Raw genomic sequence first — 24,780 nt, forward strand, 5'->3', positions numbered from 1 at the left:
CACACTAAATAAAACATCCGCACGTTCCTCGCGACAAAGTACCTAAGTCACCCGGCAGACAGGGACAGACTTTGGAATCATTTTCTGAGTGTTTACAATATTCGCAACGAAAGTTCTACAAAACTTTACAAAAAGTTCTTACAATAGAAATTGTTACTCTAATCTGAAAGGTGGAGAAATGGTGGGAATACAGAAAAGACGGTTTTCAAGGAAAAACATTCTCCGTATTCTGCTAACCTCAGTGATGATACTCAGTTTACTCATTCCAAACACCAAGACATATGCAGAAGAACCAAATGAACACCCGCTGATCAACCTCAGCATCCTGGGTACGACAGATATCCACGCCCATATCATGGACTATGACTACTATGCCGACAAAGAAACGGCAGAATTCGGACTGGTCCGCACGGCTCAGCTGATCGAAAAGCACCGGAGCCGGAATCCGAACACGATTCTTGTCGACAACGGCGACTTAATTCAAGGGAACCCTCTAGGGGAATATATCTTCAAACATGAACGTGAAGCAATTATCTCCGGAACGAAAACACACCCGATCATTGATGTCATGAACAAACTGCACTATGACGCCGGCACGCTCGGAAACCACGAATTCAACTATGGCCTTGAATTCCTTGACGGCACGATAAAAGGCGCCGAATTTCCCATTGTCAATGCCAATATAAAAACATCGGACGGAAAGAACAAATATACGCCATATCATATTGAAGAGCGGACGCTGACGGATGAAAGCGGCCAAAAGCACCAGCTTAAAGTCGGCTACATCGGCTTCGTTCCGCCGCAGATTTTAACATGGGATAAAAAGCATCTGGACGGCAAAATCACGGTGCAGGACATCACCGAATCAGCGAAACAAACGATTCCGAAAATGAAGCAAGAAGGCGCCGACGTGATCATTGCGATCGCCCACTCCGGAATTGAAAATGGCGGACAGGCGGCGGGAGCAGAAAACGCCGTATATGACCTGGCTCTCAAGACGGAAGGAATAGATGCGATCATCTCCGGACACCAGCACGGTCTGTTCCCCGGTACCGACTATCCAGGAAATGGCGTGATCGACAATCAAAAAGGAACGATCAACGGCATCCCTGTCGTCATGCCGAAAAACTGGGGCAGCCATTTAGGAATCATCGATATGCAGCTTGAACAGGACAGCGGCAAATGGACAGTGAAAGATGCCAGCGCAAAAACGGAAGCGATTGCCGGAAATGTGACGTCGCGAAACGAAACCGTCGTTTCCGCGATTAAAGACACGCACGAAAAAACGCTTGAATACGTCCGCGCGCCGGTTGGCCAAACGGAAGCCGATATTAACAGCTTTTTCGCACAGGTAAAAGACGATCCTTCGATCCAGATTGTCACAGACGCACAAAAATGGTATGCGGAAGATGTCATGAAAGGAACGGAATACGAAAACCTGCCGATTTTATCAGCGGGCGCGCCGTTTAAAGCAGGAGGGCGCAACGGTGCTGATTATTATACAAACATTAAAGCAGGAAATCTTGCGATCAAAAACATCGGCGATCTGTATTTGTACGACAATACACTCTATATCGTCAAGCTGACGGGAAGCGAAGTGAAGGACTGGATCGAAATGTCGGCCGGGCAGTTCAACCAGATCGATCCTTCAAAATCGGGTGAACAAGCGCTCCTCAACCCCGATTTCAGATCGTATAATTTCGATGTCATTGACGGTGTGACCTACCAGATCGATGTCACACAACCGGCGAAATACAATGCGTCAGGCGGGGTGAAAAATCCGCAGGCAAACCGCGTCAAACAGTTATCTTACAACGGAAAACCAGTCCGCGACGATCAGGAATTTCTTGTGGTCACAAATAATTACCGCGCGTCCGGGGGCGGCGGATTCCCGCATCTGACCCAGGACAAAGTCGTTTATGCGGCGGCTGATGAAAACAGGCAGGTGCTCATGAACTACATCATGGAAAAGAAAACGGTCAATCCTGCCGCCGACAACAACTGGTCGATCGCTCCGATTAAAGGAGCCGATGTAACATTCGAATCTTCTCTCCTCGCCAAACCGTTTGCTGAAAAAGCGAAGGACATCGATTTTGTCAGGGAATCCGAAAACAGCGGATATGGCGTCTATAAGCTGAACTTTGAAGGTTCAGAGCCTCCGGTTGATGATGGAAACTGGACGTTAACAGTCATGCACACGAACGACACGCACGCCCACCTTGATGAAGCGGCAAGGCGCGCTGCCAAAGTGAAAGAAATCCGCAGTGAAACAGAAAACAATGTGCTGCTCGATGCCGGCGACGTCTTTTCCGGTGACTTGTATTTTACAAAATGGAACGGACTCGCCGATTTGAAGCTGATGAACATGATGGGCTATGACGCCATGACCTTCGGCAACCATGAATTTGATAAAGGGCCGAAAGTGCTCGCAGACTTTCTCAGCGGAAACAATGCGGCCGTCGATCCGTTAAACAGACACCAGCTGGAAAAGCCCGATTTTCCAATCGTCAGCTCCAATGTCGATGTATCAAAGGAGCCTCAGCTGCGAAGCTTTCAAAAAGAGCCTGCACTCTTAACAGCGGGAGAAAAGAAAGAAAGCGGCATCTATCCTTATATTCTGCTTGATGTAAACGGCGAACAAGTCGGCGTATTCGGGCTGACAACGGAAGATACGTCATATACGTCAAGCCCCGGTCCGAACATTGCCTTTCATGACGCTTATCTGTCAGCGGAGAAAACGATCAAGGAACTGAAAGAAAAAGAAAAGGTCAACAAAATCATCGCCCTCACCCACCTCGGCTACAACCGGGATCTGGAACTGGCCAAAAAAGTGAAGGGCATCGATTTGATTATCGGCGGGCATACGCATACACTCGTCGATCATTTAAAAGTGGTGGAGAACGAAGAACCGACAATCGTCGCCCAAGTGAAAGACTACGGGCAGTTTTTAGGAAGGGTCGATGTTGTGTTTGATGAGAAAGGCGTCGTTCAAACGGATCAATCAAGGTTCAATTTGATCGCGATCGACGGCAAAGTGGACGAAGACCCTCCTGCGAAAGAAGTGCTTGACGGCTTTAAAGAAGATATTGACGAACTGAAGAAGAAAAAAGTAGGCTATGCCGATGTCCCGCTTGACGGAAAACGCGAGCATGTCCGCTCAAAAGAAACAAACCTCGGCAATTTTATCGCGGACGGCATGCTGAAGAAAGCAAAACAAGCCGGCGGCGCTGACATCGCCATCACAAACGGCGGCGGAATCAGAAGCGGTATTGCCAAAGGCGACATCACACTCGGCGATGTGCTGACAGTCATGCCGTTCGGCAACACCCTTTATGCCGCTGATCTGACGGGGGCGCAAATTAAAGAAGCGCTTGAGCACGGGGTGAGCCAAGTCGAAGAAGGCGGAGGCGCATTTCCGCATGTCGCGGGTTTATCCTTCACCTTTACACTGAGCAAGCCAAAAGGTGAGCGCATCCTTGATGTAAACCTTGTCAATGACAAAGGGGACGCTGTTCCGCTCGATTTGGAAAAAACCTACCGTGTCGCTACAAATAACTTCATGGGCGGCGGCGGAGACGGCTATTCCGTTTTTAAAGAAGCGAAAAACGGTGTCGATCTCGGCTTTACCGATTACGACATTTTTACAGAACAGCTTGCCTTGTACGATTCTGTTTCACCGAACATCGAAAACAGAATCACAGAAGTGTTCCTTCCTGACCGTCAGACAGACGGCACTTGGACGCTTGCGGAAAAGCCGTTCGAAACATACGCGAAAAACGCAAATCAGGTGATTGCTTATTTCCCTGACACGGAAAAAGACCACATCAAGCTGAATATGACAAAAGCACAGACTGACCTTGTCAAAGAAAGAACTGACGATCCAAATATCACCCTGAAAAACGATCGCATTGCGATGCAGCTTCCAGCCGTTAATCTGGCAAGCGAAAAGACTAAAATCAGCATCAAAATCGCCAAGAATATCAAGCAGGCGGTCACAAAGGTGTATGATTTCAACATTCAGCAGAAAGGAAAAACGGTCAGCACATTTAAAAAGCCTGTCGGACTGTTTTTCCAAGTCGATGCTCCTGACAAACATTTGAGCGTCTATTATGTCGACCGCAAAAACAACAGCTTCACAAAAGTGCCAAACGGCTATACGAAAGGCCGTACCGTTGCAGGCTATGTCGACCATTTCAGCGAGTATACTGTGATGAATGACAATGATGCCGGGTCTCCTTCACTTCCGCCGGGTTCCGGCGATGATGACGGCCCGGATGGCGGCAGCGGCGGTGAACCCCCTGCTTCGCCCGGCGCCGGAAGCGGCGGAGACGGATCAGGCGGTCATGACAGCGGCGAGTCAGATGACGGAAATGAACCTTCAGATGGTTCAAACGGCGGATTTTTGCCTGACACCGCTACAAACGCCTATCATTGGCTGATGCTCGGCCTGCTGCTGCTTATATCCGGAAGCGGCCTGTACCTTTACCAAAGGAAGCGGCGCAAGCTCCAAATCTAAATAAAAAAAGTGCGGTCTGCTAAAGGCAGAACCGCACTCAGATTGTTGACAAAATCCCAAAACGACTTTTAGTTTTGGGATTTTGTCATCCTTTCAGCGTGATTGAAAACCTTTGCAGTCTAGGAAGGCTGAGCATCGGAGCGGAGCGAATGTTGGAATTCGTGAGCACCGACGCGCAGGCCTGACAACGAATGCGAGGGTTTGTCGACACGCTGAGGCGGTCTGCTAAAGGCAGAACCGTACTTTTCTTATTCAACCCATTTCACGATTTGATCAAGCGCCCGTCTTGTCTTCGGACGCGGCTCTTTCACGCGGTATCCGAAAGCAGCCATGACCGAGATGTCAAAGCGGCCGTCCTCCAACAATTCTTCTTTTTCAAGGATGTCGTGGACTTTGTCGTAGTTAAAGCCTTCAATCGGGCAGGAGTCAATACCGATCAAAGCAGCCGCCGTCATCATGTTGGCAAGCGCGATGTACGTTTGCTTTGATACCCAGTCAAACATCGCTCTGTCGCTTTCGTACAAATGAAAATCGCCGTCTTGGAAACTTTTCAGAACACCGTCTTCTTTCAGCATATTTTCAATGATGTCCTCCGGCATTTTTTTCACATGCTTTAACTGATCTGCAACATACCCGGAATCATGTCGCATTTCCTTAGCCGTGCGTCCGAGCAGCAAAACGAAATGGCTGGCCGTCGGAAGCTGTCCCTGCGCGCCCCATGAGACCTGGCGCAGTTTTTCCCGCAGCTCTTTATTTTGGACGACGACGAACTTCCACGGCTCGAGGCCGACCGAGCTTGGCGACAGTCTGCCCGCTTCTAAAATGAACTGAAAATCCTCGTCTGATATCTTTCTGTCCGGATCAAACTCTTTAGTCGCGTGTCTAAATTGGAATGCGTCAAGAATCTCCTGCTTCTTGGATTGCTGTGTCATGTTCTGTTCTCTCCTTTTGAATATAGTTTATATTCCTTTCTCAATTTCATTCTAATCATTATAATAGCAATTAGAAAGTACGCACATTTTTGTGGCATAGTATCATTTTTTATACTAAGGAGAGAGAAAAATGAAACAGAATCCGAAGGCATGCGAAGCACCGGACGGTTATTCATGCCCGGTAGAAGCAACGATCGATATCATCGGCGGCAAATGGAAAAGCGTCATTCTGTATCACTTGATCGATGATAAAAAACGCTTTAATGAGCTGCGGCGTTTAATTCCCGCCGTGACACAGCGGATGCTGACCCTCCAGCTTCGCGAACTTGAGCGCGACGGCATCGTCTGCCGCACGATTTATAAGCAGGTTCCTCCGAAAGTCGAGTACAGTTTAACTGAGTTCGGCAAGACGCTGATCCCGATCATCAGTCAAATGATGAATTGGGGAGCTTCCTATGCCGGCAAAATTAAGGAAGCACGCCAAAGATCGGCTGACGCTGAAATGCTGGAATCGCAAGGCTAATTGGCCGGCTCGATTTTTAAGAGAAAGTCTTTGATTCTGTTTAAGTATTCTTCAGGATCGTGGCGAAATCCGCCGACATGTCCCGCGCCTTCAATCAAATATAGTTTCTTTATCCCTTTTTTCCGGTCATACAGGCTTTTGGCCATTTCCGGCGGAACAAGCTGATCATTTGTGCCGTGGATGATAAACAGCGGCGTGTCTGACTGCTCAAGATTGCTGACCGGCGATATGTCGGCAAGGCTCCAGCCGTGGCGCCGCTTGATCAGCCCGCTTGCCAACGGGATGAGAAACGGCACGGACAATTTGACGGCGGCTTTCAGCTGAAAGCGGCATAGCTCTGTTAAATCGCTAAAGCAGGAATCGGCAATACAAAACTTGATTCTCCGGTCCTGTTTCATCAGCTCGATGGCAGCCGCGGCTCCGAGCGATTCGCCAAGCACCCCGATCCAAAGGTCTTTGCCGAACCTGTTCTCAAGCTCGTCAGCCCACCTCGCCAAATCGTCCTTTTCGTAATATCCGTAAGAAACGTGTGAACCGCCGCTCAATCCGTGGCACCTGCTGTCGCAAAGCAGGACATTGTAGCCGATGGACTGGAACAGCTCGACGTATTTATACCCTCCAAACAGCGACCACTTGATGCCGTGGGAGACGATGACAGCTTTCCTGCTCGTTTGAACAGGAAAAAGCAGCGCATGCAGCCGGCATCCATCCCCCGCCGTCAAAAACAGCTCTTCTTTGTCGTGTGACTCAAACACATCATCGATGATCTCGCCGTGTTTGAGTCCGCTGAAAAAGGTTTCTTCATATGTGCTCCGGTTCGGCATAACAAACAAATAGCTGACAATCAGACTGACGGCAAAAATACTGATCCCAATTCCAAAGACCATCAACAAAATTCCGATCCACACGGCCCTCACCCTTTACGTTCTTGTTTTAACTTATTGTATTCCGAACGGGTCTGGGCGTGAGTCGCGGCAAAAAATTGGCGTCAAGAGCATCCGTTTCCGAGCTGGATGACTTTCGCTTTTCCGGCTGCTTCTCTCAATACGCCTCTTGTATCAAATATCACGGTTGCATGGTTTAGTAACAGCTCTTTCGGAAGTGCGTCATGATCAGTCAAAACGACAACACAGTCGTACTCTTTCAGCATCTCTGAATCTATCGGCATGCTGGCCAGTTTTTTGCCGCTGAGATCGAGTTCCGGAACGTGCGGATCATGGTAGGAAACATCGGCCCCCATACCGATCAGCTTCTCTATAATATCAAGCGATTTTGATTCGCGGACATCCGCTATATTTCGTTTATAGGTGACGCCGTAGATTAAAATGCGGGCGTCTGTCGCCTTATCTTCCCCTGCCAGTTGCAAGGAACGTTCTGCGATATAGCGGACGATTCTTGCATTTGTCGCTTCCGACAGCTCGATAAAGTCGCTCGATAAACCGCTTTGTTTCATGACAAACTGCAAATACAGCGGATCGACGGGGATGCAATGGCCGCCGATGCCGGGACCTGGATAAAACGCCGCAAAGCCGTACGGCTTTGTGCTTGCCGCCTCGATGACTTCCCATACATTCACCCCGAGCTTGTCGCAGATCATCGCGAATTCATTAATGAATGAAATATTAATAAACCGGTACGTATTTTCGAGCAGCTTTGTCAGCTCTGCTGTTTCCGGCGATGTGACAGGCACAACCTCTTCATAAATGCCGCTGTATAATTGATGCACCTTTTCAAGGCATGCCTCCGTCGCGCCTCCCACTACCTTCGGCACGACTTCAATCGGGAATTGATTGCCCGGATCAACGCGTTCTGGAGAATAAGCCAAATAAAAATCCTTTCCGCATACAAGGCCGCTTTCTTCGAGGATCGGCTTGACGATGTCCCTTGTCGTACCTGGATATGTCGAGCTTTCCAATACGACGAGCTGCCCTTTTTTCAAGTGCCCTCCAATCGATTGCGCCGCTCTTTTCACATAAGTCAAATCAGGGCCCGCATCATCATTGAGCGGCGTCGGTACGCAGATGATGACGGCATCCGCTTCACCGATTAAACCGTAGTCCGAAACAGGACGAAAGAAACCGGTGCCTATTCCGTCCTGCACCGCTTGATCGTTGATATCTGAAATATAGCTGTTTCCTTTCCGTAATGCCTCGACTTTCTTTTTGTCCAAATCAACACCGATAACCCGAATTCCTTTTGATATCAACAACATGGCCAAGGGCAGACCGACAAACCCCAAGCCGATGACCGCTATCGTTTCGTTATGCATTTCCTGTTTGCTCATTTATCAAATCGCCCCTTCTGTACATTCCTTTAATAAACTATGTTTTAAATCTTTTTTTGAAAGGGACGATCTACCAAATCAAAACCTATTTATTTTTCATATCAGAAGTTTGAAATGAAGAAAGAGGCAGCTGCACCGGCTGCTTCTGCAACACAGACTGGTAGATTCCAAAAATCGTTTCAATCGCCTTTTTCCCTTCATAGCCGTCAACCAATAGGGTGTCTTGGCGCTTGACGGCGCTTATAAAGTTTTGATACATGGCGGTTTGTTCGCCGCCGAGATCAATCAGCTGCGCCGCTTCTTCAGCAGCCGCCTTCTCCCCTTGGATATACCAGCGGCTGATCCGGTTTAATGCCGGGCCTTCCAATGAAATCGTTCCATGTTCTCCAAAAATCGAGAGAGAACTTCCGATATTGTTTGGCTGTGTGACGATATTCGCTTCTACTACTCCTTTCGCCTGACTGGCAAACGTCAGAACACCGATAGCAACATCTTCCGTTTCTTTTGCTCCTGAGCCGCTCAGTATATCTCCGTAAACGCCTTTTACATCACCTAAAAACCATTGCAGCAGATCGATCAGATGTATCCCTTGATTGACGAGCATCCCGCCGTCTTTTTCCCAGCTTCCTCGCCAAGATGCCGCTTCATAATAAGCGGGTGACCTGTTTAAGCGAAGCGATACTGTGCCTAAGTAGATCCTTCCCAGTTTTCCTCTCTCAATCGTTTCCTTCAGCTTTTTCATGATCGGCCGGTGGCGCATCTGGTGGCAGACCATGAGCTTCAGCCCGTTCTGTTCCGCCAGTTCAATAAGCTCATCGGCATCCTGCAATGACAAGGTGATCGGTTTTTCGACGATGACATGCTTGCCTGCCAGCAGCGCGGCTTTGGCCATTTCGGCGTGCAGTCCCGAAACCGCCGCAATAATGACCGCTTCTATTTTGGAATCTGAAAGCAGGGCTTGATACTGCTGATAACAGGTCATTCGGCTTTTCTCACCGGCGAGGGAAGCATAGTATTCTTCCGCTTCCTTCATTCTTTCTTCCTGCAAATCACTGACGGCCGACAACTTTGCATCGCCGCACCCGGCCAGTGCTTGAAGATGTTTTCTTGACATATAGCCGCAGCCGATTAAACCGAAATGAACCGTCACTTTTCCCCTCCTCCTTTTTTCAGCAACGCGGAAATAATTTGCTCTTGTTCCTCAGCGGCTAGAAAAGGATCCATCGGAATCGCGAAAAGGGTTTCGGACAAGGACTCGGCTATAGGGAAATCGCCTTTTTTGTACTGCAATGAAGAATAGACCGTTTGCAAATGAAGGCAGCAAGGATAATACACGCCTGAATGAATGTGCTGCTCTTTCAGCGATTGAATGAATTCGTCGCGGTCTTTCGCGCCGATACAATAGAGATGATAGATATGTGTGCGGTCTTCTTTCTCAGCCGGCAGTGTGAGATGCTCCGCCTTTTTCAAACCTTCCCTGTAGCGGCTGGCCACTTTTCTTCTTTGTTCATTCCAGCCGTCGATTTTCTCAAGAAGAATGAGCAAAGCAGCGGCATGTAATTCATCAAGACGGCTGTTGAAACCGATTTTGTCATGGAAGTATTTTTTGCTTGTGCCATGGGTTCTGAGTGTTCTTAATTGCCGAGCCGCATCCGGATCTGAAATCGTCACCATTCCCCCGTCTCCCAACGTTCCCAAGTTTTTTGTCGGGAAAAATGAAAAACAGGCGGCATCCCCGATGCTGCCGACAGGACGCCCTTTATATGAAGCGCCGAACGCTTGGCAGGCATCCTCAATCACAAGCAGTCCGTGTTTTTTGGCAATCGCCATGATCTCGTCCATATCAGCCGGCTGTCCGAAAATGTGGACGGGAATGATCGCTTTAGTAGCAGGGGTGATGTTTTCTTCTATTTTTTCCGGATCAAGGTTGCAGGTTTCACGATCAACATCAGCAAACACCGGCTTAGCCCCCACCCTTGAGACAGCTTCGGCGGTCGCAAAAAAAGTGAACGGCGTCGTAATGACCTCATCCCCTTTGCCGATACCGAAAGCTTCGAGCGTCAGCACTAATGCATCCGTTCCGTTGGCGACCGCGACCGCTTCTTTTACACCAAGCTTTTCGGCTATTCTTTTCTCCAGCTCTTCAACCTTCGGCCCCAATATATATTGGCCGCTGTCCAACACATGCTCAAACTCTTGTAAAATATCTTGTTTTACCGTTTGAAACTGGCGTTTTAAATTGATTAACGGGATCATCTCTGTTCCTCCTCTAAAATCAAAAAGTTCCAAAATAAGTTATGATGCCTGCCGGTAATTTGGCACGGCTTGATTTTTTTCATAAAAAAAGACCTACTTGTTCAGTAAGTCTTGACCATGCTTATTTGTTCATGCCTAATTTCCCTTCCAGCAGCTGTTTGTTATGAAGGACGGATTTGTCATCGGGACGGTATTTTCTCGCCTCTTCATTGTGCTGATACGACTTTTCAAAGTCTCCTAAATTGTAGTAGCACACGCACATTTGCAAGTGAGGGTACCAAGTGTAATATGCCGGATAGGTGAAGCTCCATTTATTCGAATCAGGCACCAGTGTTGTTGCCAGCTCATACCAGTAGATAGCGGCATTGTATTCCCGCCGCCGCTGAAAGTTATAGCCGATTCTTGAGCATGTTTCGGCACGAGGCGTTTTGGAAAATTCAAATGACTGGAAGAGCGATCTCAGCTCATTATCCAAGTCGCCGAGAAAGCGGTGGCAGTCGGCTTTGTTGATGCAGGCGTATACTTTGTCTTCAATCCATCCTTCTTTCATTTCAATGTTTTTATTGTAGCTTTCAATTGCTTTTTCGTAGTGTCTGTTTTCTCTTAATTCATTTCCGTAGTAAAAATAGTCGCGCGGGGTAAACGTGTCGCCGCGATCGATCTTCTTTTGGTAAATATTGAGGTTTCGTCCGACAGAGTGGCGGATTTTTTTATGCGTCACCGAGATATCGGCATTGATGATGTTCCCGAATACCTCCAAATATTGATGGCAGTCGCCTTTCCATTTAAAGTTTTTCTCCCTTTTCACCAGGCGGTTGCGGCGGTACCTTAAGGTCACATTTCCGAATTCGTCTGTTCCCGCATCATAGTACATGGACACGGAATCAACGGAAGGATCAAGCGTTTCCTTCAACTCTTTTAATTTTTTCTGATCTTTCTCAAGCAACACATCATCCGCATCCAGATAGAGAATATAATCCTTCGTGGCGTGTTTGAACGATTCATTGCGGGCAGCCGCAAAATCGCCGATCCATTCAAAGAAAAAGACGCGGTCCGTGTATCGCTTCGCAATCTCTACGGTTTGATCTGTCGACCCCGTATCCACAATGTTAATTTCATCTACAATGTCTTTCACTGTATCAAGGCATCTCGCCAATACTTCTTCTTCATTTTTGACAATCATACATAGACTGATTGTAACCAAAGCCTTCACTCCCTGAGACTCTTTTTTAAAATCTACCCATAAAATATGAACCAGCAGCTGATCGCGTTTGTGCCGCTGTCACTGTTTTAGCATTTCAGGCTGCGCCATTTCCAAAGTGGTTTTTATAGAACTTTCTTTTCTCGCTTGAATGAAATACTACTAGTGAACATGTGTTTAACGTTTTTCTCTTACACTCTCGCACAAATACACAGTCATATAGATTCATTTATACGTATGATAGAGCGCACAAAGTGTTTTTATTCTGCCATATAAAGGAGAAATTAAAAGCGGCATGATCGATGGGAGGTCATCATGAAAGATTTCAAATCAGACATCATTCATTGTCTGGAACAAAAAGATTGGAACAAAGCCATGAAACGCCTAAAAGAGTGGGAAGCTGACGGCTCGCATAACGAGCCTGATTTTTATTTTCTTCAAGCCTCTCTTTCTGTTTATCTCGGCCATGACCATAACGCCTGGCTGTGGCTCTGGAGGGGGCTTGACCTTTTTCCTGATAACAGATTTTTAAATCTGCTGATGGGAAAAGTGTGCCTGCGCACCGGAAGGGAAAAAGAGAGCGCGGCCTATCTTCAAAAAGGAGATGGAGCAGAAACCGAAAGCAGTCCGAAACTTGACCTTCCCGTTCATGAAAAAACCGAATCTCCGGCTGGGCAAATCCGCGTTTTGCAAGGCACAATGGAAATCGCCAACCAAATGAACACATTGGCTAAAGGGCTCTCACAGCATGGCGCGCTTGCACACACTTTAAATTACTATCCTTATTATTTAAATTACGCTGCCGACTACACCTGGTCATTGCTGAAAGAACGCAATACGCCCGCCATGAATGCGAAGCTGAGAAGGCTTGCCAATGATCTCTTGCCATCCTATGATTTGTTCCATTTTCATTTTGGCACGAGCTTTACGCTGGACATGTCGGATTATCCCATTTTAAAACAGGCGGGGAAACCAATGATCATGCATCATTGGGGCAGCGATGTGAGGCTTTATTCAACATTGGCTAAAACAAATCCATACGCCGTTGTAAAAACGAAAAACGAAGCGCGAATTCGATATCACCTCAAACGAATTTCACAATATGTCCAGCACTGCATCGTCGCCGATATGGAACTTTACGAATATGTAAAAGACTATTATGAGCATATCCACATGATTCCAACCATGATCCAGCTTGACCGCTATATTCCTGACTACAGGTCAAATGAAAAGCCGCTCATCGTTCATGCCCCCACCTCTCCAGAAATAAAAGGAACCCGCCATATCCTTAAGGCGGTGGAGTCTTTAAAAGAAAAATACGATTTTCATTTTCACCTAGTACGAGGGGTTTCTCATGAACAGGCAAAGAAAATCTATCAAAAGGCGGATTTGATCATTGATCAGCTTCATATCGGCAGCTATGGATTATTTGCCGTCGAATCGATGGCAATGGGGAAACCCGTTATCTGCTGGGTCAGTGATTTTATGAAGGATCACTATCCTTCCGAACTGCCTCTCATAAGAGCAAATCCCGACAACATTACAGAAGTGATTGAAAATGTACTGAAAAACCGGGATATGCTGCCGGAAATCGGCCAGAAAGGAAGAAAATATGCAGAAGTTCATCATGATATGGTGAAAAACAGCAAAAAAACGCTGGCTGTTTATCAGGCGCTACTTTCGGGATGATGTTGAACACCTTTCGCGTCGGGGATTTGTATTTCAAAAAAAACGAAACAAGCAGGTGAACAAGATGAGCGATATGACAGAGTTATCCGGCCAGCATATTTTCATAACTGGCGGAGCAGGCTTTATCGGATCCTCTTTAATAGGAAAGCTGATAGAGCGCAACAGCGTCACCGTATACGACAATTTTTCAAGAGACTCCCTCCGGTATAAATCTTACCGGGACCATCCTCACTTGAAAGTGGTACAGGGAGACATTTTGGATGTGAACGCGCTTAAAAAGGCGATCCAAGGGGCCAGTCACATTGTCCACGCCGCCGGCATCGCAGGGATTGACACAGTCATTCAAAATCCGGTTAAAACGATGCAGGTCAACATGATCGGTTCAGCCAATCTGCTTGAAGCGGCTGCCGGTTTAAGCGAATGCAAAAGGGTCGTCTGTTTCAGTACAAGTGAAGTGTTTGGCCAAATCGCTTTCAGAGCACGCGAGACCAGTCATACTGTTTTAGGAGCGGTGGGAGAAGCACGCTGGACATATGCTGTCAGCAAACTCGCCGAGGAACATATGGCGTATGCCTATTTTAAAGAACTGGGGCTCCCGACCGTCACCGTCCGCCCTTTTAATGTTTATGGACCGGAACAAGTCGGGGAAGGCGCCATCAAAACGATGGTTCACAGAGCTCTGTTAGATGAGCCGATCTATATTCACGGCGACGGAACGCAAATCCGGGCCTGGTGTTATGTAGATGACATGATCGACGGAATATTGCGCTGTTTGACGATGGAAGAAGCCATTGGAGAGTCTTTCAACATCGGCAACGAACGCACTGTGATCACCGTATACGGATTGGCAAGCACGATTATCAGAGTTCTCGGATCAAAATCGCAAATCTTCTTTGGGGAGAAAAAAGAAGCCGATATTGAACTTCGCATCCCTCAGGTCAATAAAGCAAAAGAAATGCTAGGTTTCAGCGCAAAAGTGGATCTGGAAGAAGGGATCAGAAGAACAGCTGAAAGCATTCAAAAAAATTTGGATCAATAAGAAAGGAGGCGCTTTTGTTGAAACAATGGAAAAGCGAAGGAAAAGGTGAATTCACCCTTTCCCAGCTCGGAGGATGCGGCGAAAATGTCGTTATTGAAGACGGGGTCCGCATTTTTCATCCGGAAAACATCTATATCGGAGATAACGTTTATATCGGCCATGACACGATTTTAAAAGGCTATTACAAGCATGACCTGATCATCGGCGCAAACAGCTGGATCGGACAGCAATGTTTTATACACGGTGCCGGAGGAGTTACAATCGGAGAATTTGCCGGAATCGGACCGAATGTCCGGATACACGCCGCCTACCATACCGATCCTGATAAACCTGACAGTACCATTTTGTTTTCGCCGCTTACATTCGCTCCTATTCATATTGAAGAAAACTGCAACATCGGGATCGGTGCGTCTATCTTAGCAGGCGTTACGATCGGCGCCCACTCCAAAATCGGAGCAAACGCTGTCGTCAATCGTCATATCCCCCCTTACAGCATAGCGGTAGGCGTGCCGGCAAAGGTGATCAAAAACCGAAGGGTGAAAGATGAGGAGCTCTCATGATTAAATTGATCGAGCCGTATATTACGTTTGAAGAAGTGGAAGCAGAATTAAAAGAAATATTTTCTTCCGGCATGCTGACAAAAGGCCCTTTCGTCAAAACATTTGCAGATCATATTAGTCAGTATGTCAATGCAAAGCATGCTTTTTTAACAACATCGGCTACAACGGCTTTATCGATGTGCCTTAAAAGCCTGAACGTGCAACCCGGAGATGAAGTGATCGTCTCAGACTTTTCGTTTCCCGCCACTGTCAATGTAATAGAAGATTTAGGCGCCAAGCCGGTTTTTGCCGATGTCGATCTTGAAACATTTAACATGCTTCCAGAAGAGCTGGAAAGTCAAATCACGTCCCGTACAAAAGCCGTTCTTTTTGTAGATGCTCTGGGAAACCCGACAGGCATCACCAACATCAAACACATTTGTGAAGCGTACGGCTTACCGCTTGTGGATGATGCCGCGTGTGCGATCGGCAGCAGTGAATACGGCTGTAAATCCGGAAAAATTGCCGATCTTACCTGTTTCAGCTTTCACCCCAGAAAGCTGCTTACGACAGGCGAAGGCGGGGCAATTACAACCGACCGGGAAGCGTTGAAAGAATGGCTTTCTGTCAAATTAAATCATGGCGCCGCCATCGCTGACGGCCAAATGGATTTTATGGATTTCGGCTATAACTATAGATTATCTGATATCCAAGCCGCTCTTGGAATTAAACAGCTCCGAAAACTAGATGACATCATTCATCGCAGAAACCTTCAGCAGAAAGCATATAGTGAACGACTTGAACCCCTCGGATTCCAAAGTCAAAAAATCGGTCCTGACGTTGTACACAACATACAATCCGCCGTTTTCAAAGTTCCAAAAAACATCGTTCGCGACGAATTGATTCAATATTTGAGCGACTGCCATATAGAGTCGACTTTTGGCACCTATTGCTTAAGCGGCACTACCTATTACCGCCGCAAATACAGGCAGATTAAACCCAATTCCATTTTTCTTGAACAAAATACGATCACCCTCCCCTGTCATGACCAAGTCAATGTGGATCAGGTAGTCTCAGCCATTCAATCATTTAGCCAACGTAAAGGCTAATCAATCAAAAACATCCCTTTCACAAAATAGTGACAGGGATGTTTTTTTATTCTTAGAATTAAAGAAAGAAAAAAGGCAGTAAACCTACGGTTTACTGCCCCCCTGAATCATTCGCGTAGCGTTACAGCGAACTTTCGGGAAAACAAACATTTAATTGGAAACTTTGCTAATACCCGATAGATATTAAGGGCCGGTCGGGCCTGTTGGGCCGGTCGGACCTGTTGGACCTGTTGCTCCGGTTGCTCCTGTTGCTCCTGTTGCTCCTGTCGGACCTGTTGCTCCGGTTGCTCCGGTTGCTCCTGTCGGACCGGTTGGACCTGTTGGACCTGTCGCGCCGGTTGCTCCTGTTGGACCTGTCGCTCCCGTTGGGCCAGTTGCTCCGGTTGCTCCTGTCGGACCTGTCGGACCTGTCGCTCCGGTTGCTCCTGTCGGGCCGGTTGCTCCCGTTGCACCAGTTGCTCCCGTCGGACCTGTTGCTCCTGTTGGACCCGTTGCTCCTGTTGGACCGGTTGCTCCCGTCAGACCGATTGGACCTGTCGGGCCAGTTGCTCCTGTCGGGCCAGTTGCTCCTGTTGGACCTGTCGGACCGGTTGGACCTGTCGGGCCAGTTGCTCCGGTTGGACCTGTCGGGCCGGTTACTCCTGTCGGACCTGTTGGACCTGTCGGGCCGGTTACACCAGTTGCTCCCGTCGGACCTGTCGCTCCCGTTGCTCCCGTTGCTCCCGTCGGACCTGTTGCTCCGGTTGCTCCCGTTGCACCTGTTGCTCCTGTCGCTCCGGTTGCTCCCGTTGCTCCCGTCGGACCTGTTGCTCCGGTTGCTCCCGTTGCTCCTGTCGGACCTGTTGCTCCCGTCGGACCTGTTGCTCCTGTCGGACCTGTCGCTCCGGTTGCTCCTGTCGGGCCGGTTGCTCCTGTCGCTCCGGTTGCTCCCGTTGCACCAGTTGCTCCCGTCGGACCTGTTGCTCCTGTTGGACCCGTTGCTCCTGTTGGACCGGTTGCTCCCGTCGCTCCGGTTGCTCCCGTTGCACCAGTTGCTCCTGTCGGACCTGTTGCTCCCGTCGGACCTGTTGCTCCCGTCGGACCTGTTGCTCCTGTCGCTCCGGTTGCTCCTGTTGCTCCTGTCGGGCCGGTTGCTCCTGTCGGACCTGTCGCTCCTGTCGGACCTGTTGCTCCGGTTGCTCCGGTTGGACCTGTCGCTCCCGTCGGACCTGTCGGGCCGGTTGCTCCTGTCGGACCTGTTGCTCCGGTTGGACCTGTCGCTCCTGTCGGGCCGGTTGCTCCTGTCGGACCGGTTGGACCTGTTGGACCTGTCGCTCCTGTCGGGCCAGTTGGACCTGTTGGACCTGTTGGACCTGTCGCTCCTGTCGGGCCGGTTGGACCTGTTGGACCTGTCGCTCCCGTCGGGCCGGTTGGACCTGTTGGACCTGTCGCTCCTGTCGGGCCGGTTGGACCTGTCGGGCCAGTTGGACCTGTTGGACCTGTTCCTCCGCCTTCTACATCTAATAGTGCTACATCATCTACAATGACATTCGCTGTACCTGCCTGCGGCAAAGTATTAATCAAAATGAAAGCCATAGTAGAGCCAGCTGGAGCTGGGGTCGTCGTTTGATAGACTTCAAGCCATGTATTATTTTGAACAATCGGTAGTCTGTTGAACGGGATATTTAAAAAGAGACCTTGGCCTAGAAAATTAAATGAACTATCAAAATAAGACACTTGAATTTGCACCTGAGGCGATGGAGCAGGAAAACCTTCTTTAGCAAGAGAAACTAAAAACTCCAAACCTTCTCCTGCATCTACCGGAACAAATTGTGCAATAAAAGAAGTAACAGCCCCGCCCAGTAATCTTGCCGACCAAAAACCAGAATGAGAAAACTGAGTTGTGACGGTTGCATTTTGGCCTACCCAGGGTGGAAGTGCCCCGTTTTCAAAGCTGCCGTTTACAACCAAATTTTGGATCGACATCTAGGATTTTACCTCCCTTTCACTAGATTAGCTTCAATTCTCTTTTCAAGAATGAAGCTAACATATACTATGTTTCCTTACTACGCTCGGTCACGTTATTTTCCATACGATTAAAACACATTTATAGAAGCTAAATCCAAGTGAATCAAACTATATTAACTTTAAAGCAACGTTCTTTCACTTAATATTAAACTTCAAAAGGGGAAACCTCCCTTTAAGGGAACCGAATGAGATTTAAATCTCTATTAAATGCTGCAGCGGAAGTAACGTTTGAAGCCATTGTTACCGCTACCCTAACGGAATATTCAACTGTTGCGGTGGCAGGAATTGTATCAACAATTGTGCTGGCTAATGGAAACCTTTGAGTGCCGGCAGCCGCGAGACTTCTATTAAATATTCTTGTTTGAACTAAAGTTCCACCTCTATATAGCCTTATTTCAAAAATTATATTACTGTTTGCAGTATTTACGGCTTCTATCGCCAATGCATAATCCACCTTAATATTTTGCCCACTAGTGACCGATACATTAGGAACCGACACAACAGTTACTTCTGTATTTAAAGGAATCGTTGGTGGATTGTAAACAGTAGTAGACCCAAATAGATTGTTAAAGAAAATAGCGGTTTGTGGACTAGCTGGTCCTGTTGGGCCGGTTGGACCAGCTACTACCATTACTCCTACTTCACCCGGCGGACCCGTTGGACCCTGTGGACCTGTCGGACCCGTTGCTCCTGTGGCTCCCGTTGGACCCGTTGCTCCACTTGGACCCGTCGCTCCGGTGGCTCCCGTGGCACCAGTTGGGCCGGTTGCTCCTGTGGCTCCAGTTGCTCCTGTTGGTCCTGTTGGTCCTGTCGCTCCTGTTACTCCTGTTGCTCCCGCTGCTCCTGTTGGACCCGTCGCTCCGGTGGCTCCTGTCGGACCGGTTGGTCCGGTTGGACCTGTTGCTCCGGTGGCTCCCGTTGCTCCTGTTGGACCCGTCGCTCCCGTAGGGCCTGTTGCTCCTGTCACTCCGGTTGCCCCGGTGGCTCCAGTTGGACCCGTCGCTCCGGTTGGACCTGTTGCTCCGGTGGCTCCTGTTGCTCCTGTTGGACCCATCGCTCCGGTGGCTCCGGTTGGACCTGTTGCTCCGGTTGCTCCCGTTGCTCCTGTTGGACCTGTCGCTCCGGTGGCTCCGGTTACTCCCGTTGGTCCTGTCGCTCCGGTGGCTCCGGTTACTCCCGTTGGTCCTGTCGCTCCGGTGGCTCCTGTCACTCCCGTTGCTCCTGTTGCTCCTGTTGCCCCGGTGGCTCCTGTCGCTCCCGTTGCTCCCGTTGCTCCCGTCGGACCTGTCACTCCGGTTGGTCCGGTTACTCCGGTTGCCCCCGTTGGACCTGTCGCTCCGGTGGCTCCGGTTACTCCCGTCGGACCTGTTGCTCCTGTTGGTCCGGTGGCACCTGTTGCCCCGGTTGTTCCTGTCGCTCCCGTTGGACCGGTTGCTCCTGTCGGACCGGTTGCTCCGGTTACTCCGGTTGCCCCCGTTGGTCCTGTCGCTCCGGTGGCACCTGTTGCCCCGGTTGCTCCGGTGGCTCCGGTGGCTCCCGTTGCTCCGGTGGCTCCCGTTGGACCCGTTGCTCCAGTTGGACCCGTCGCTCCGGTGGCTCCTGTCGCTCCCGTCGGACCTGTCACTCCGGTTGCTCCCGTTGGACCTGTCGCTCCGGTGGCACCTGTTGCTCCGGTGGCACCTGTCGGACCTGTCGCTCCGATTGCACCGGTTGGGCCGGTTGCTCCGGTGGCTCCCGTCGGACCTGTTGCTCCGATTGCTCCCGTCGGACCTGTCGCTCCGGTTACTCCCGTTGGTCCTGTCGCTCCGGTGGCTCCTGTCGCTCCTGTTGCCCCGGTGGCTCCTGTCGCTCCTGTTGCCCCGGTGGCTCCTGTCGCTCCTGTTGCCCCGGTGGCTCCTGTCGCTCCTGTTGCCCCGGTGGCTCCTGTCGCTCCTGTTGCTCCGGTGGCTCCCGTTGCTCCTGTTGGGCCTGTCGCTCCGGTGGCTCCCGTCGGACCTGTTGCTCCGATTGCTCCCGTCGGACCTGTCGGGCCGGTTGCTCCGGTTGCTCCTGTTGCACCAGTCGCTCCCGTGGCGCCTGTCGGACCGGTTGGACCTGTTGCTCCGGTTGCTCCCGTTGGTCCTGTCGCTCCGGTGGCTCCTGTCGCTCCTGTTGCCCCGGTGGCTCCTGTCGCTCCTGTTGCCCCGGTGGCTCCTGTCGCTCCTGTTGCCCCGGTGGCTCCTGTCGGACCGGTTGGTCCGGTTACTCCGGTTGCCCCCGTTGGACCTGTCGCTCCGGTGGCTCCTGTTGGTCCGGTGGCTCCTGTTGCCCCGGTTGCTCCTGCGGCTCCCGTTGGACCCGTTGCTCCAGTTGGACCCGTCGCTCCGGTGGCTCCCGTGACACCAGTTGGGCCGGTGGCGCCTGTTACTCCAGTTGGACCTGTTGCTCCGGTGGCTCCCGTTGCTCCTGTTGGCCCCGTCGCTCCGGTGGCTCCGGTTGGTCCAGTTACTCCGGTTGGACCTGTTGCTCCGGTGGCTCCCGTTGGTCCTGTCGCTCCGGTGGCTCCTGTCGCTCCTGTTGCCCCGGTGGCTCCTGTCGCTCCTGTTGCCCCGGTGGCTCCTGTTGCTCCGGTGGCTCCCGTTGCTCCTGTTGGGCCTGTCGCTCCGGTGGCTCCCGTCGGACCTGTTGCTCCGATTGCTCCCGTCGGACCTGTCGGGCCGGTTGCTCCTGTTGCCCCGGTGGCTCCTGTCACTCCCGTTGCTCCAGTTGCTCCTGTTGCCCCGGTGGCTCCTGTCACTCCCGTTGCTCCAGTTGCTCCCGTCGGACCCGTTGCTCCAGTTGCTCCCGTCGCTCCTGTTGTTCCTGTTGGGCCGGTTGCTCCTGTTGGACCCGTCGCTCCGATTGCACCGGTTGCTCCCGTCGGACCTGTCGCTCCCGTCGGACCTGTCGCTCCCGTTGGACCCGTCGCTCCTGTTGGGCCGGTTGCTCCTGTTGGTCCTGTTGGGCCGGTTGCCCCGGTCGCTCCTGTGGCTCCAGTTGCTCCCGTCGGACCTGTTGCTCCGATTGCTCCCGTCGGACCTGTGGCGCCTGTCGGACCTGTTGGCCCGGTTGCTCCCGTTGCACCAGTTGCTCCTGTTGCACCAGTCGCTCCCGTTGCGCCTGTCGGACCTGTCGCTCCGATTGCACCGGTTGGGCCGGTTGCTCCTGTGGCTCCTGTCGCTCCGGTGGCACCTGTTGCTCCGGTGGCTCCGGTTGCTCCTGTTGGACCCGTCGCTCCGGTGGCTCCGGTCGGACCGGTTGCGCCTGTTACTCCAGTTGCTCCTGTTGCTCCGGTGGCACCTGTTGCCCCGGTTGTTCCTGTCGCTCCCGTTGGTCCGGTTACTCCAGTTGGTCCTGTTGCTCCGGTTGCTCCCGTTGCTCCTGTTGGACCCGTCGCTCCGGTGGCTCCGGTTGCTCCTGTTGGACCCGTCGCTCCGGTGGCTCCGGTCGGACCGGTTGCGCCTGTTACTCCAGTTGGACCTGTTGCTCCGGTTGCTCCTGTGGCGCCTGTCGGACCTGTCGCTCCGGTTGCTCCCGTTTCTCCTGTTGGGCCGGTCGCTCCTGTTGGGCCGGTCGCTCCTGTTGCACCAGTTGCCCCGGTTGCTCCTGTCGGACCTGTTGCGCCTGTTGCTCCGGTTACTCCCGTTGGACCCGTGGCTCCGGTCGCTCCCGTTGCGCCTGTTGCTCCGGTTACTCCCGTTGGCCCGGTTACTCCGGTGGCTCCTGTGGCGCCTGTCGGACCTGTTGCTCCGGTTACTCCTGTCGCTCCCGTTGCACCCGTCGGACCGGTTGCGCCTGTGGCACCTGTTGCTCCCGTTGCACCAGTTGCCCCGGTTACTCCCGTTGCTCCGGTCGCTCCGGTTGCTCCCATCGGACCTGTTGCTCCGGTCGCTCCCGTTACACCTGTTGCTCCCGTCGGACCTGTCACTCCGGTGGCTCCGGTTGGCCCGGTGGCACCCGTCGCTCCCGTTGGACCCGTCGCTCCTATCGGACCTGTTGCTCCTGGTTGATCAATTGTTATCATTGCAACATCATCAATTAGTATTGGTGCCCCCCCACTAAGAGGAAGTTTTTGAACAGTTAACACCCCTATAGCAGTACCAGGAGGAGCAATATTCGTTGCGGCATATATTTCATTCCAAACATTTACTGCAGATAGACGGTTTACTGGAATTGTTAAACTTAATCCCTGCGACAAAAAGTTAAAAGAGGAGTTATAATAATCTACGGTTATTACAATCGCAGGATTAGGAGCGCTGCTAGCTTTTGAAATAGATATAACAAATTCAAAATTCTCTCCCGGGTTAACCAGAAAGCTCTGGGCTATGATACCAATCGATGAAGTTACTAAGTTAACGCTATAAATCCCTGAATGGCTGAAATTAGAAGTAACTACGGCATTAAATCCTGTCCAAGGCGGCAGAGAACCTGTTTCGAACCCTCCATTTATTATTCGATTTTCAATGGTCAATCACGTTTCACCACCCTTTCTCAAAAATTGAGATAATAATATCCCTCAAACAAAATATGAAATATCTATGAATACCGTTTGGATAAAACTCTATTTCTCTGAATTTTTATAACCCCAATCGCTATGAATAATAAATTTATAATTAACTAATCGATAAAATCCATATTTCCTTAAAATCTTTTCTATCAATTTAAACAAAAACCCCCTTTAAGCTTTATGAAAACTTAAAGGGGACTCTTCATTTTACAATCAATCAAATATTACAGCATTTAGCGCTCTCGTATTAACGTTGGCTGCCAAAAGGTTAGTCCCTGTTACATTAATTCTAACCTCATAAGTTTGTGTTCCTGAACCTGGTGTATCAACCCATGTAAGGTTAGGAATATCACCATATACACGAACCGAACCTGCCGATTTTTCATCCTGAGAATCAACAGACACTTGTGCGATAGCGCCGTTATTTCTATATAATGTAAAAATTATACTGTATTCAAAAGTAGTAGCTGGCCCTATGATAATATCAACTTCAGCCATAGAATCGAGTTTTATATTCTGTCCGGCTGAAGAGGTAACAGTCGTCGTTAGAATTGGTGTTTCGGTTCCAACTGTAAGTGAAACAGGATCAGTAGACTGCGCCGGTGTTCCCAACAAACTTCCTGGTCCTGTTGCTCCTGTCGGACCTGTTGCTCCCGTTGGACCTGTCACTCCCGTTGCACCTGTCACTCCCGTTGCTCCCGTTGGAGCGGTTGGACCTGTTGGTCCGGTCGCTCCAGTTGCCCCTGTTGGGCCAGTTACTCCCGTTGGACCTGTCGCTCCCGTCGGACCTGTCGCTCCGGTGGCTCCAGTTACTCCGGTTGGGCCGGTCGCTCCTGTTGCTCCTGTCGCTCCTGTTGCTCCTGTCGCTCCCGTTGGTCCCGTCGCTCCGGTCACTCCTGTTGGGCCGGTTACTCCCATTGGACCTGTTGCTCCGGTCGCTCCCGTTGCCCCTGTTGGGCCGGTTACTCCCGTTGGACCTGTTGCTCCGGTCGCTCCCGTTGCCCCTGTTGGGCCGGTTACTCCCGTTGCTCCGGTTGGGCCCGTTGCCCCCGTTGGACCTGTTGCTCCGGTGGCACCAGTTACTCCGGTTGGGCCGGTTGCTCCTGTCGGACCTGTCGGGCCAGTTGCGCCCGTTGGACCTGTTGCGCCTGTCGCTCCCGTTGCACCAGTTACTCCCGTCGGACCTGTCGCTCCGGTGGCTCCAGTCACTCCAGTTGGACCTGTCGCTCCCGTTGCTCCTGTTGGGCCGATGGCTCCGGTCGCTCCTGTGGCTCCAGTTGGACCCGTCGCTCCAGTGGCTCCCGTCGGACCTGTTGCCCCTGTTGCTCCGATTGGGCCTGTTGCGCCTGTCGGACCTGTCGGGCCAGTTACTCCCGTTGGACCTGTGACTCCGGTTGCACCCGTCGGACCTGTCGCTCCCGTGGCTCCTGTTGCTCCTGTGGCTCCGGTCGCTCCTGTGGCTCCGGTCGGACCTGTTACTCCGGTTGGACCTGTCGCTCCAGTTGCTCCCGTCGCTCCTGTTGGTCCGGTCGCTCCCGTTGGACCCGTCGGACCTGTTGCTCCAGTTGGACCCGTGGCTCCTGTTGGACCCGTGGCTCCCGTCGGACCTCCTCCACCCTCAACACTTAATAGAGCAACATCATCCACAAGCACGCTTGCAGTTCCCGCCTGCGGAATGTTGTTGATCAAAATGAATGCCTGGGTGGTGCCAGGGGGAGCCGGTGAAGTTGTTTGATAGACTTCAAGCCATGTCCCATTTTCGGCTGCCGGTATTCTGCTTGACGGCACAGTGGCAAATAACCCGTATCCGAGAAAATTAAATTGACTATTAAAATAAGTAACTTGTATCGTTACAGAAGGTGCCGGGAGAAATCCCGCTCGCGCAAGAGAAACCAGAAATTCGCTTCCTTCCCCAGCCCTGGCCGGAACAAATTGAGCAATATATGACGTGACTGGTCCGCCCAAAAATCTCGCAGAGAAAAATCCTGAGTGCGAAAACTGGCTTGTAACAAATGCGTTTACGCCTACCCAAGGCGAGAAGGTTCCCGTCTCAAACCCCCCGTTCATCACCGCGTTTTGAATGGACATTTTTCCACCCCCATTTCTTTTCATTTTCTGGCTGCAATGGTCTTTAAAAGATATTGAAGCTCTATATCCTAT

General features: G+C 50.7%; 15 protein-coding genes and 1 pseudogene. 6 read left to right on the forward strand and 10 right to left on the reverse strand.

The annotated features are described in order from the left end of the window. Positions 1-181 precede the first annotated feature (181 nt). Entirely contained in the window at positions 182-4,516 is a 4,335-nt protein-coding gene (locus tag KI350_RS17820) for a multifunctional 2',3'-cyclic-nucleotide 2'-phosphodiesterase/3'-nucleotidase/5'-nucleotidase (protein WP_483861451.1), read from the forward strand. 248 nt (positions 4,517-4,764) lie between these two features. On the opposite strand, the gene KI350_RS17825 is transcribed toward KI350_RS17820, so the two are convergent. Next, entirely contained in the window at positions 4,765-5,448 is a 684-nt protein-coding gene (locus KI350_RS17825) for an NAD(P)H-dependent oxidoreductase (RefSeq protein ID WP_065644581.1), read from the reverse strand. Positions 5,449-5,578: 130 nt separating this feature from the next. Between KI350_RS17825 and KI350_RS17830 the strand changes: the two genes are divergently transcribed. Next, positions 5,579-5,971, forward strand: coding sequence for a winged helix-turn-helix transcriptional regulator (locus tag KI350_RS17830; protein ID WP_065644580.1), 393 nt, complete (start codon positions 5,579-5,581; stop codon positions 5,969-5,971). On the opposite strand, the gene KI350_RS17835 is transcribed toward KI350_RS17830, so the two are convergent. From KI350_RS17835 to KI350_RS17855, 5 genes are all read right to left on the reverse strand, one after another. Further along, positions 5,968-6,879, reverse strand: coding sequence for an alpha/beta hydrolase (locus tag KI350_RS17835; RefSeq protein ID WP_065644579.1), 912 nt, complete (start codon positions 6,877-6,879; stop codon positions 5,968-5,970). The two genes, KI350_RS17830 and KI350_RS17835, sit on opposite strands and share 4 nt — an antisense overlap. Before the next feature lie 80 nt (positions 6,880-6,959). Continuing rightward, a complete protein-coding gene (locus tag KI350_RS17840; protein ID WP_065644578.1) occupies positions 6,960-8,255 on the reverse strand; it encodes a nucleotide sugar dehydrogenase in 1,296 nt (431 codons plus the stop codon). Between the two features lie 85 nt (positions 8,256-8,340). After that, the gene (locus KI350_RS17845; RefSeq protein WP_065644577.1) at positions 8,341-9,405 is read right to left on the reverse strand and encodes a Gfo/Idh/MocA family protein; all 1,065 of its coding nucleotides are present in this window, start codon (positions 9,403-9,405) and stop codon (positions 8,341-8,343) included. Continuing rightward, positions 9,402-10,511: a DegT/DnrJ/EryC1/StrS family aminotransferase gene (locus KI350_RS17850; RefSeq protein WP_065644576.1), complete on the reverse strand. Its 1,110-nt coding sequence runs from the start codon at positions 10,509-10,511 to the stop codon at positions 9,402-9,404. The genes KI350_RS17845 and KI350_RS17850 overlap by 4 nt, the downstream gene beginning before the upstream one ends. A 121-nt stretch (positions 10,512-10,632) precedes the next feature. After that, positions 10,633-11,715 carry a glycosyltransferase gene (locus tag KI350_RS17855; RefSeq protein WP_065644632.1) on the reverse strand — a complete coding sequence of 361 codons (1,083 nt, stop codon included), beginning with the start codon at positions 11,713-11,715 and terminating at the stop codon, positions 10,633-10,635. A 312-nt stretch (positions 11,716-12,027) separates the two neighbouring features. On the opposite strand from KI350_RS17855, the gene KI350_RS17860 reads away from it, so the two are divergent. The 4 genes from KI350_RS17860 (at position 12,028) to KI350_RS17875 (ending at position 16,088) form a co-directional block, all read left to right on the forward strand. Next, positions 12,028-13,401: a glycosyltransferase gene (locus KI350_RS17860; protein WP_212930554.1), complete on the forward strand. Its 1,374-nt coding sequence runs from the start codon at positions 12,028-12,030 to the stop codon at positions 13,399-13,401. A 64-nt stretch (positions 13,402-13,465) separates the two neighbouring features. Next, positions 13,466-14,440 carry an NAD-dependent epimerase/dehydratase family protein gene (locus KI350_RS17865; protein ID WP_212930555.1) on the forward strand — a complete coding sequence of 325 codons (975 nt, stop codon included), beginning with the start codon at positions 13,466-13,468 and terminating at the stop codon, positions 14,438-14,440. 17 nt (positions 14,441-14,457) lie between these two features. Beyond that, entirely contained in the window at positions 14,458-15,000 is a 543-nt protein-coding gene (locus tag KI350_RS17870; RefSeq protein ID WP_212930556.1) for an acyltransferase, read from the forward strand. Beyond that, a complete protein-coding gene (locus tag KI350_RS17875) occupies positions 14,997-16,088 on the forward strand; it encodes a DegT/DnrJ/EryC1/StrS family aminotransferase (RefSeq protein WP_212930557.1) in 1,092 nt (363 codons plus the stop codon). Before KI350_RS17870 ends, KI350_RS17875 begins: the two co-directional genes overlap by 4 nt. 183 nt (positions 16,089-16,271) lie before the next feature. Here the strand turns inward: KI350_RS17875 and KI350_RS17880 are convergent, their stop codons facing one another. The 4 genes and pseudogenes from KI350_RS17880 to KI350_RS17890 all read right to left on the reverse strand — a co-directional run bounded on the left by KI350_RS17880 (position 16,272) and on the right by KI350_RS17890 (position 24,708). Continuing rightward, positions 16,272-18,053, reverse strand: coding sequence for an NTTRR-F1 domain (locus KI350_RS17880; protein ID WP_244845648.1), 1,782 nt, complete (start codon positions 18,051-18,053; stop codon positions 16,272-16,274). A gap of 214 nt (positions 18,054-18,267) precedes the next feature. Beyond that, the gene (locus tag KI350_RS17885) at positions 18,268-22,137 is read right to left on the reverse strand and encodes a collagen-like triple helix repeat-containing protein (RefSeq protein ID WP_374706270.1); all 3,870 of its coding nucleotides are present in this window, start codon (positions 22,135-22,137) and stop codon (positions 18,268-18,270) included. Positions 22,138-22,140: 3 nt separating this feature from the next. Further along, positions 22,141-22,584, reverse strand: a pseudogene (locus KI350_RS23455) (NTTRR-F1 domain); the annotation flags it as partial. 249 nt (positions 22,585-22,833) lie between these two features. After that, positions 22,834-24,708 (reverse strand): NTTRR-F1 domain, encoded by a 1,875-nt coding sequence (locus KI350_RS17890; protein ID WP_212930559.1) that lies wholly within the window; start codon positions 24,706-24,708, stop codon positions 22,834-22,836. Positions 24,709-24,780 lie beyond the last annotated feature (72 nt).

Source organism: Bacillus sp. J41TS8, assembly GCF_018333035.1.
GTDB classification, from domain to species: Bacteria; Bacillota; Bacilli; order Bacillales; family Bacillaceae; genus Bacillus; species Bacillus paralicheniformis.

What these genes read in the sequence shown, in the direction of transcription:
- KI350_RS17825 (WP_065644581.1), bottom strand. Translation starts at nt 5,448, where the DNA reads ATGACACAGCAATCCAAGAAGCAGGAGATTCTTGACGCATTCCAATTT.
- KI350_RS17830 (WP_065644580.1), top strand. Translation starts at nt 5,579, where the DNA reads ATGAAACAGAATCCGAAGGCATGCGAAGCACCGGACGGTTATTCATGC.
- KI350_RS17840 (WP_065644578.1), bottom strand. Translation starts at nt 8,255, where the DNA reads ATGAGCAAACAGGAAATGCATAACGAAACGATAGCGGTCATCGGCTTG.
- KI350_RS17850 (WP_065644576.1), bottom strand. Translation starts at nt 10,511, where the DNA reads ATGATCCCGTTAATCAATTTAAAACGCCAGTTTCAAACGGTAAAACAA.
- KI350_RS17860 (WP_212930554.1), top strand. Translation starts at nt 12,028, where the DNA reads ATGAAAGATTTCAAATCAGACATCATTCATTGTCTGGAACAAAAAGAT.
- KI350_RS17865 (WP_212930555.1), top strand. Translation starts at nt 13,466, where the DNA reads ATGAGCGATATGACAGAGTTATCCGGCCAGCATATTTTCATAACTGGC.
- KI350_RS17875 (WP_212930557.1), top strand. Translation starts at nt 14,997, where the DNA reads ATGATTAAATTGATCGAGCCGTATATTACGTTTGAAGAAGTGGAAGCA.
- KI350_RS17880 (WP_244845648.1), bottom strand. Translation starts at nt 18,053, where the DNA reads ATGTCGATCCAAAATTTGGTTGTAAACGGCAGCTTTGAAAACGGGGCA.
- KI350_RS17885 (WP_374706270.1), bottom strand. Translation starts at nt 22,137, where the DNA reads ATGATAACAATTGATCAACCAGGAGCAACAGGTCCGATAGGAGCGACG.
- KI350_RS17890 (WP_212930559.1), bottom strand. Translation starts at nt 24,708, where the DNA reads ATGTCCATTCAAAACGCGGTGATGAACGGGGGGTTTGAGACGGGAACC.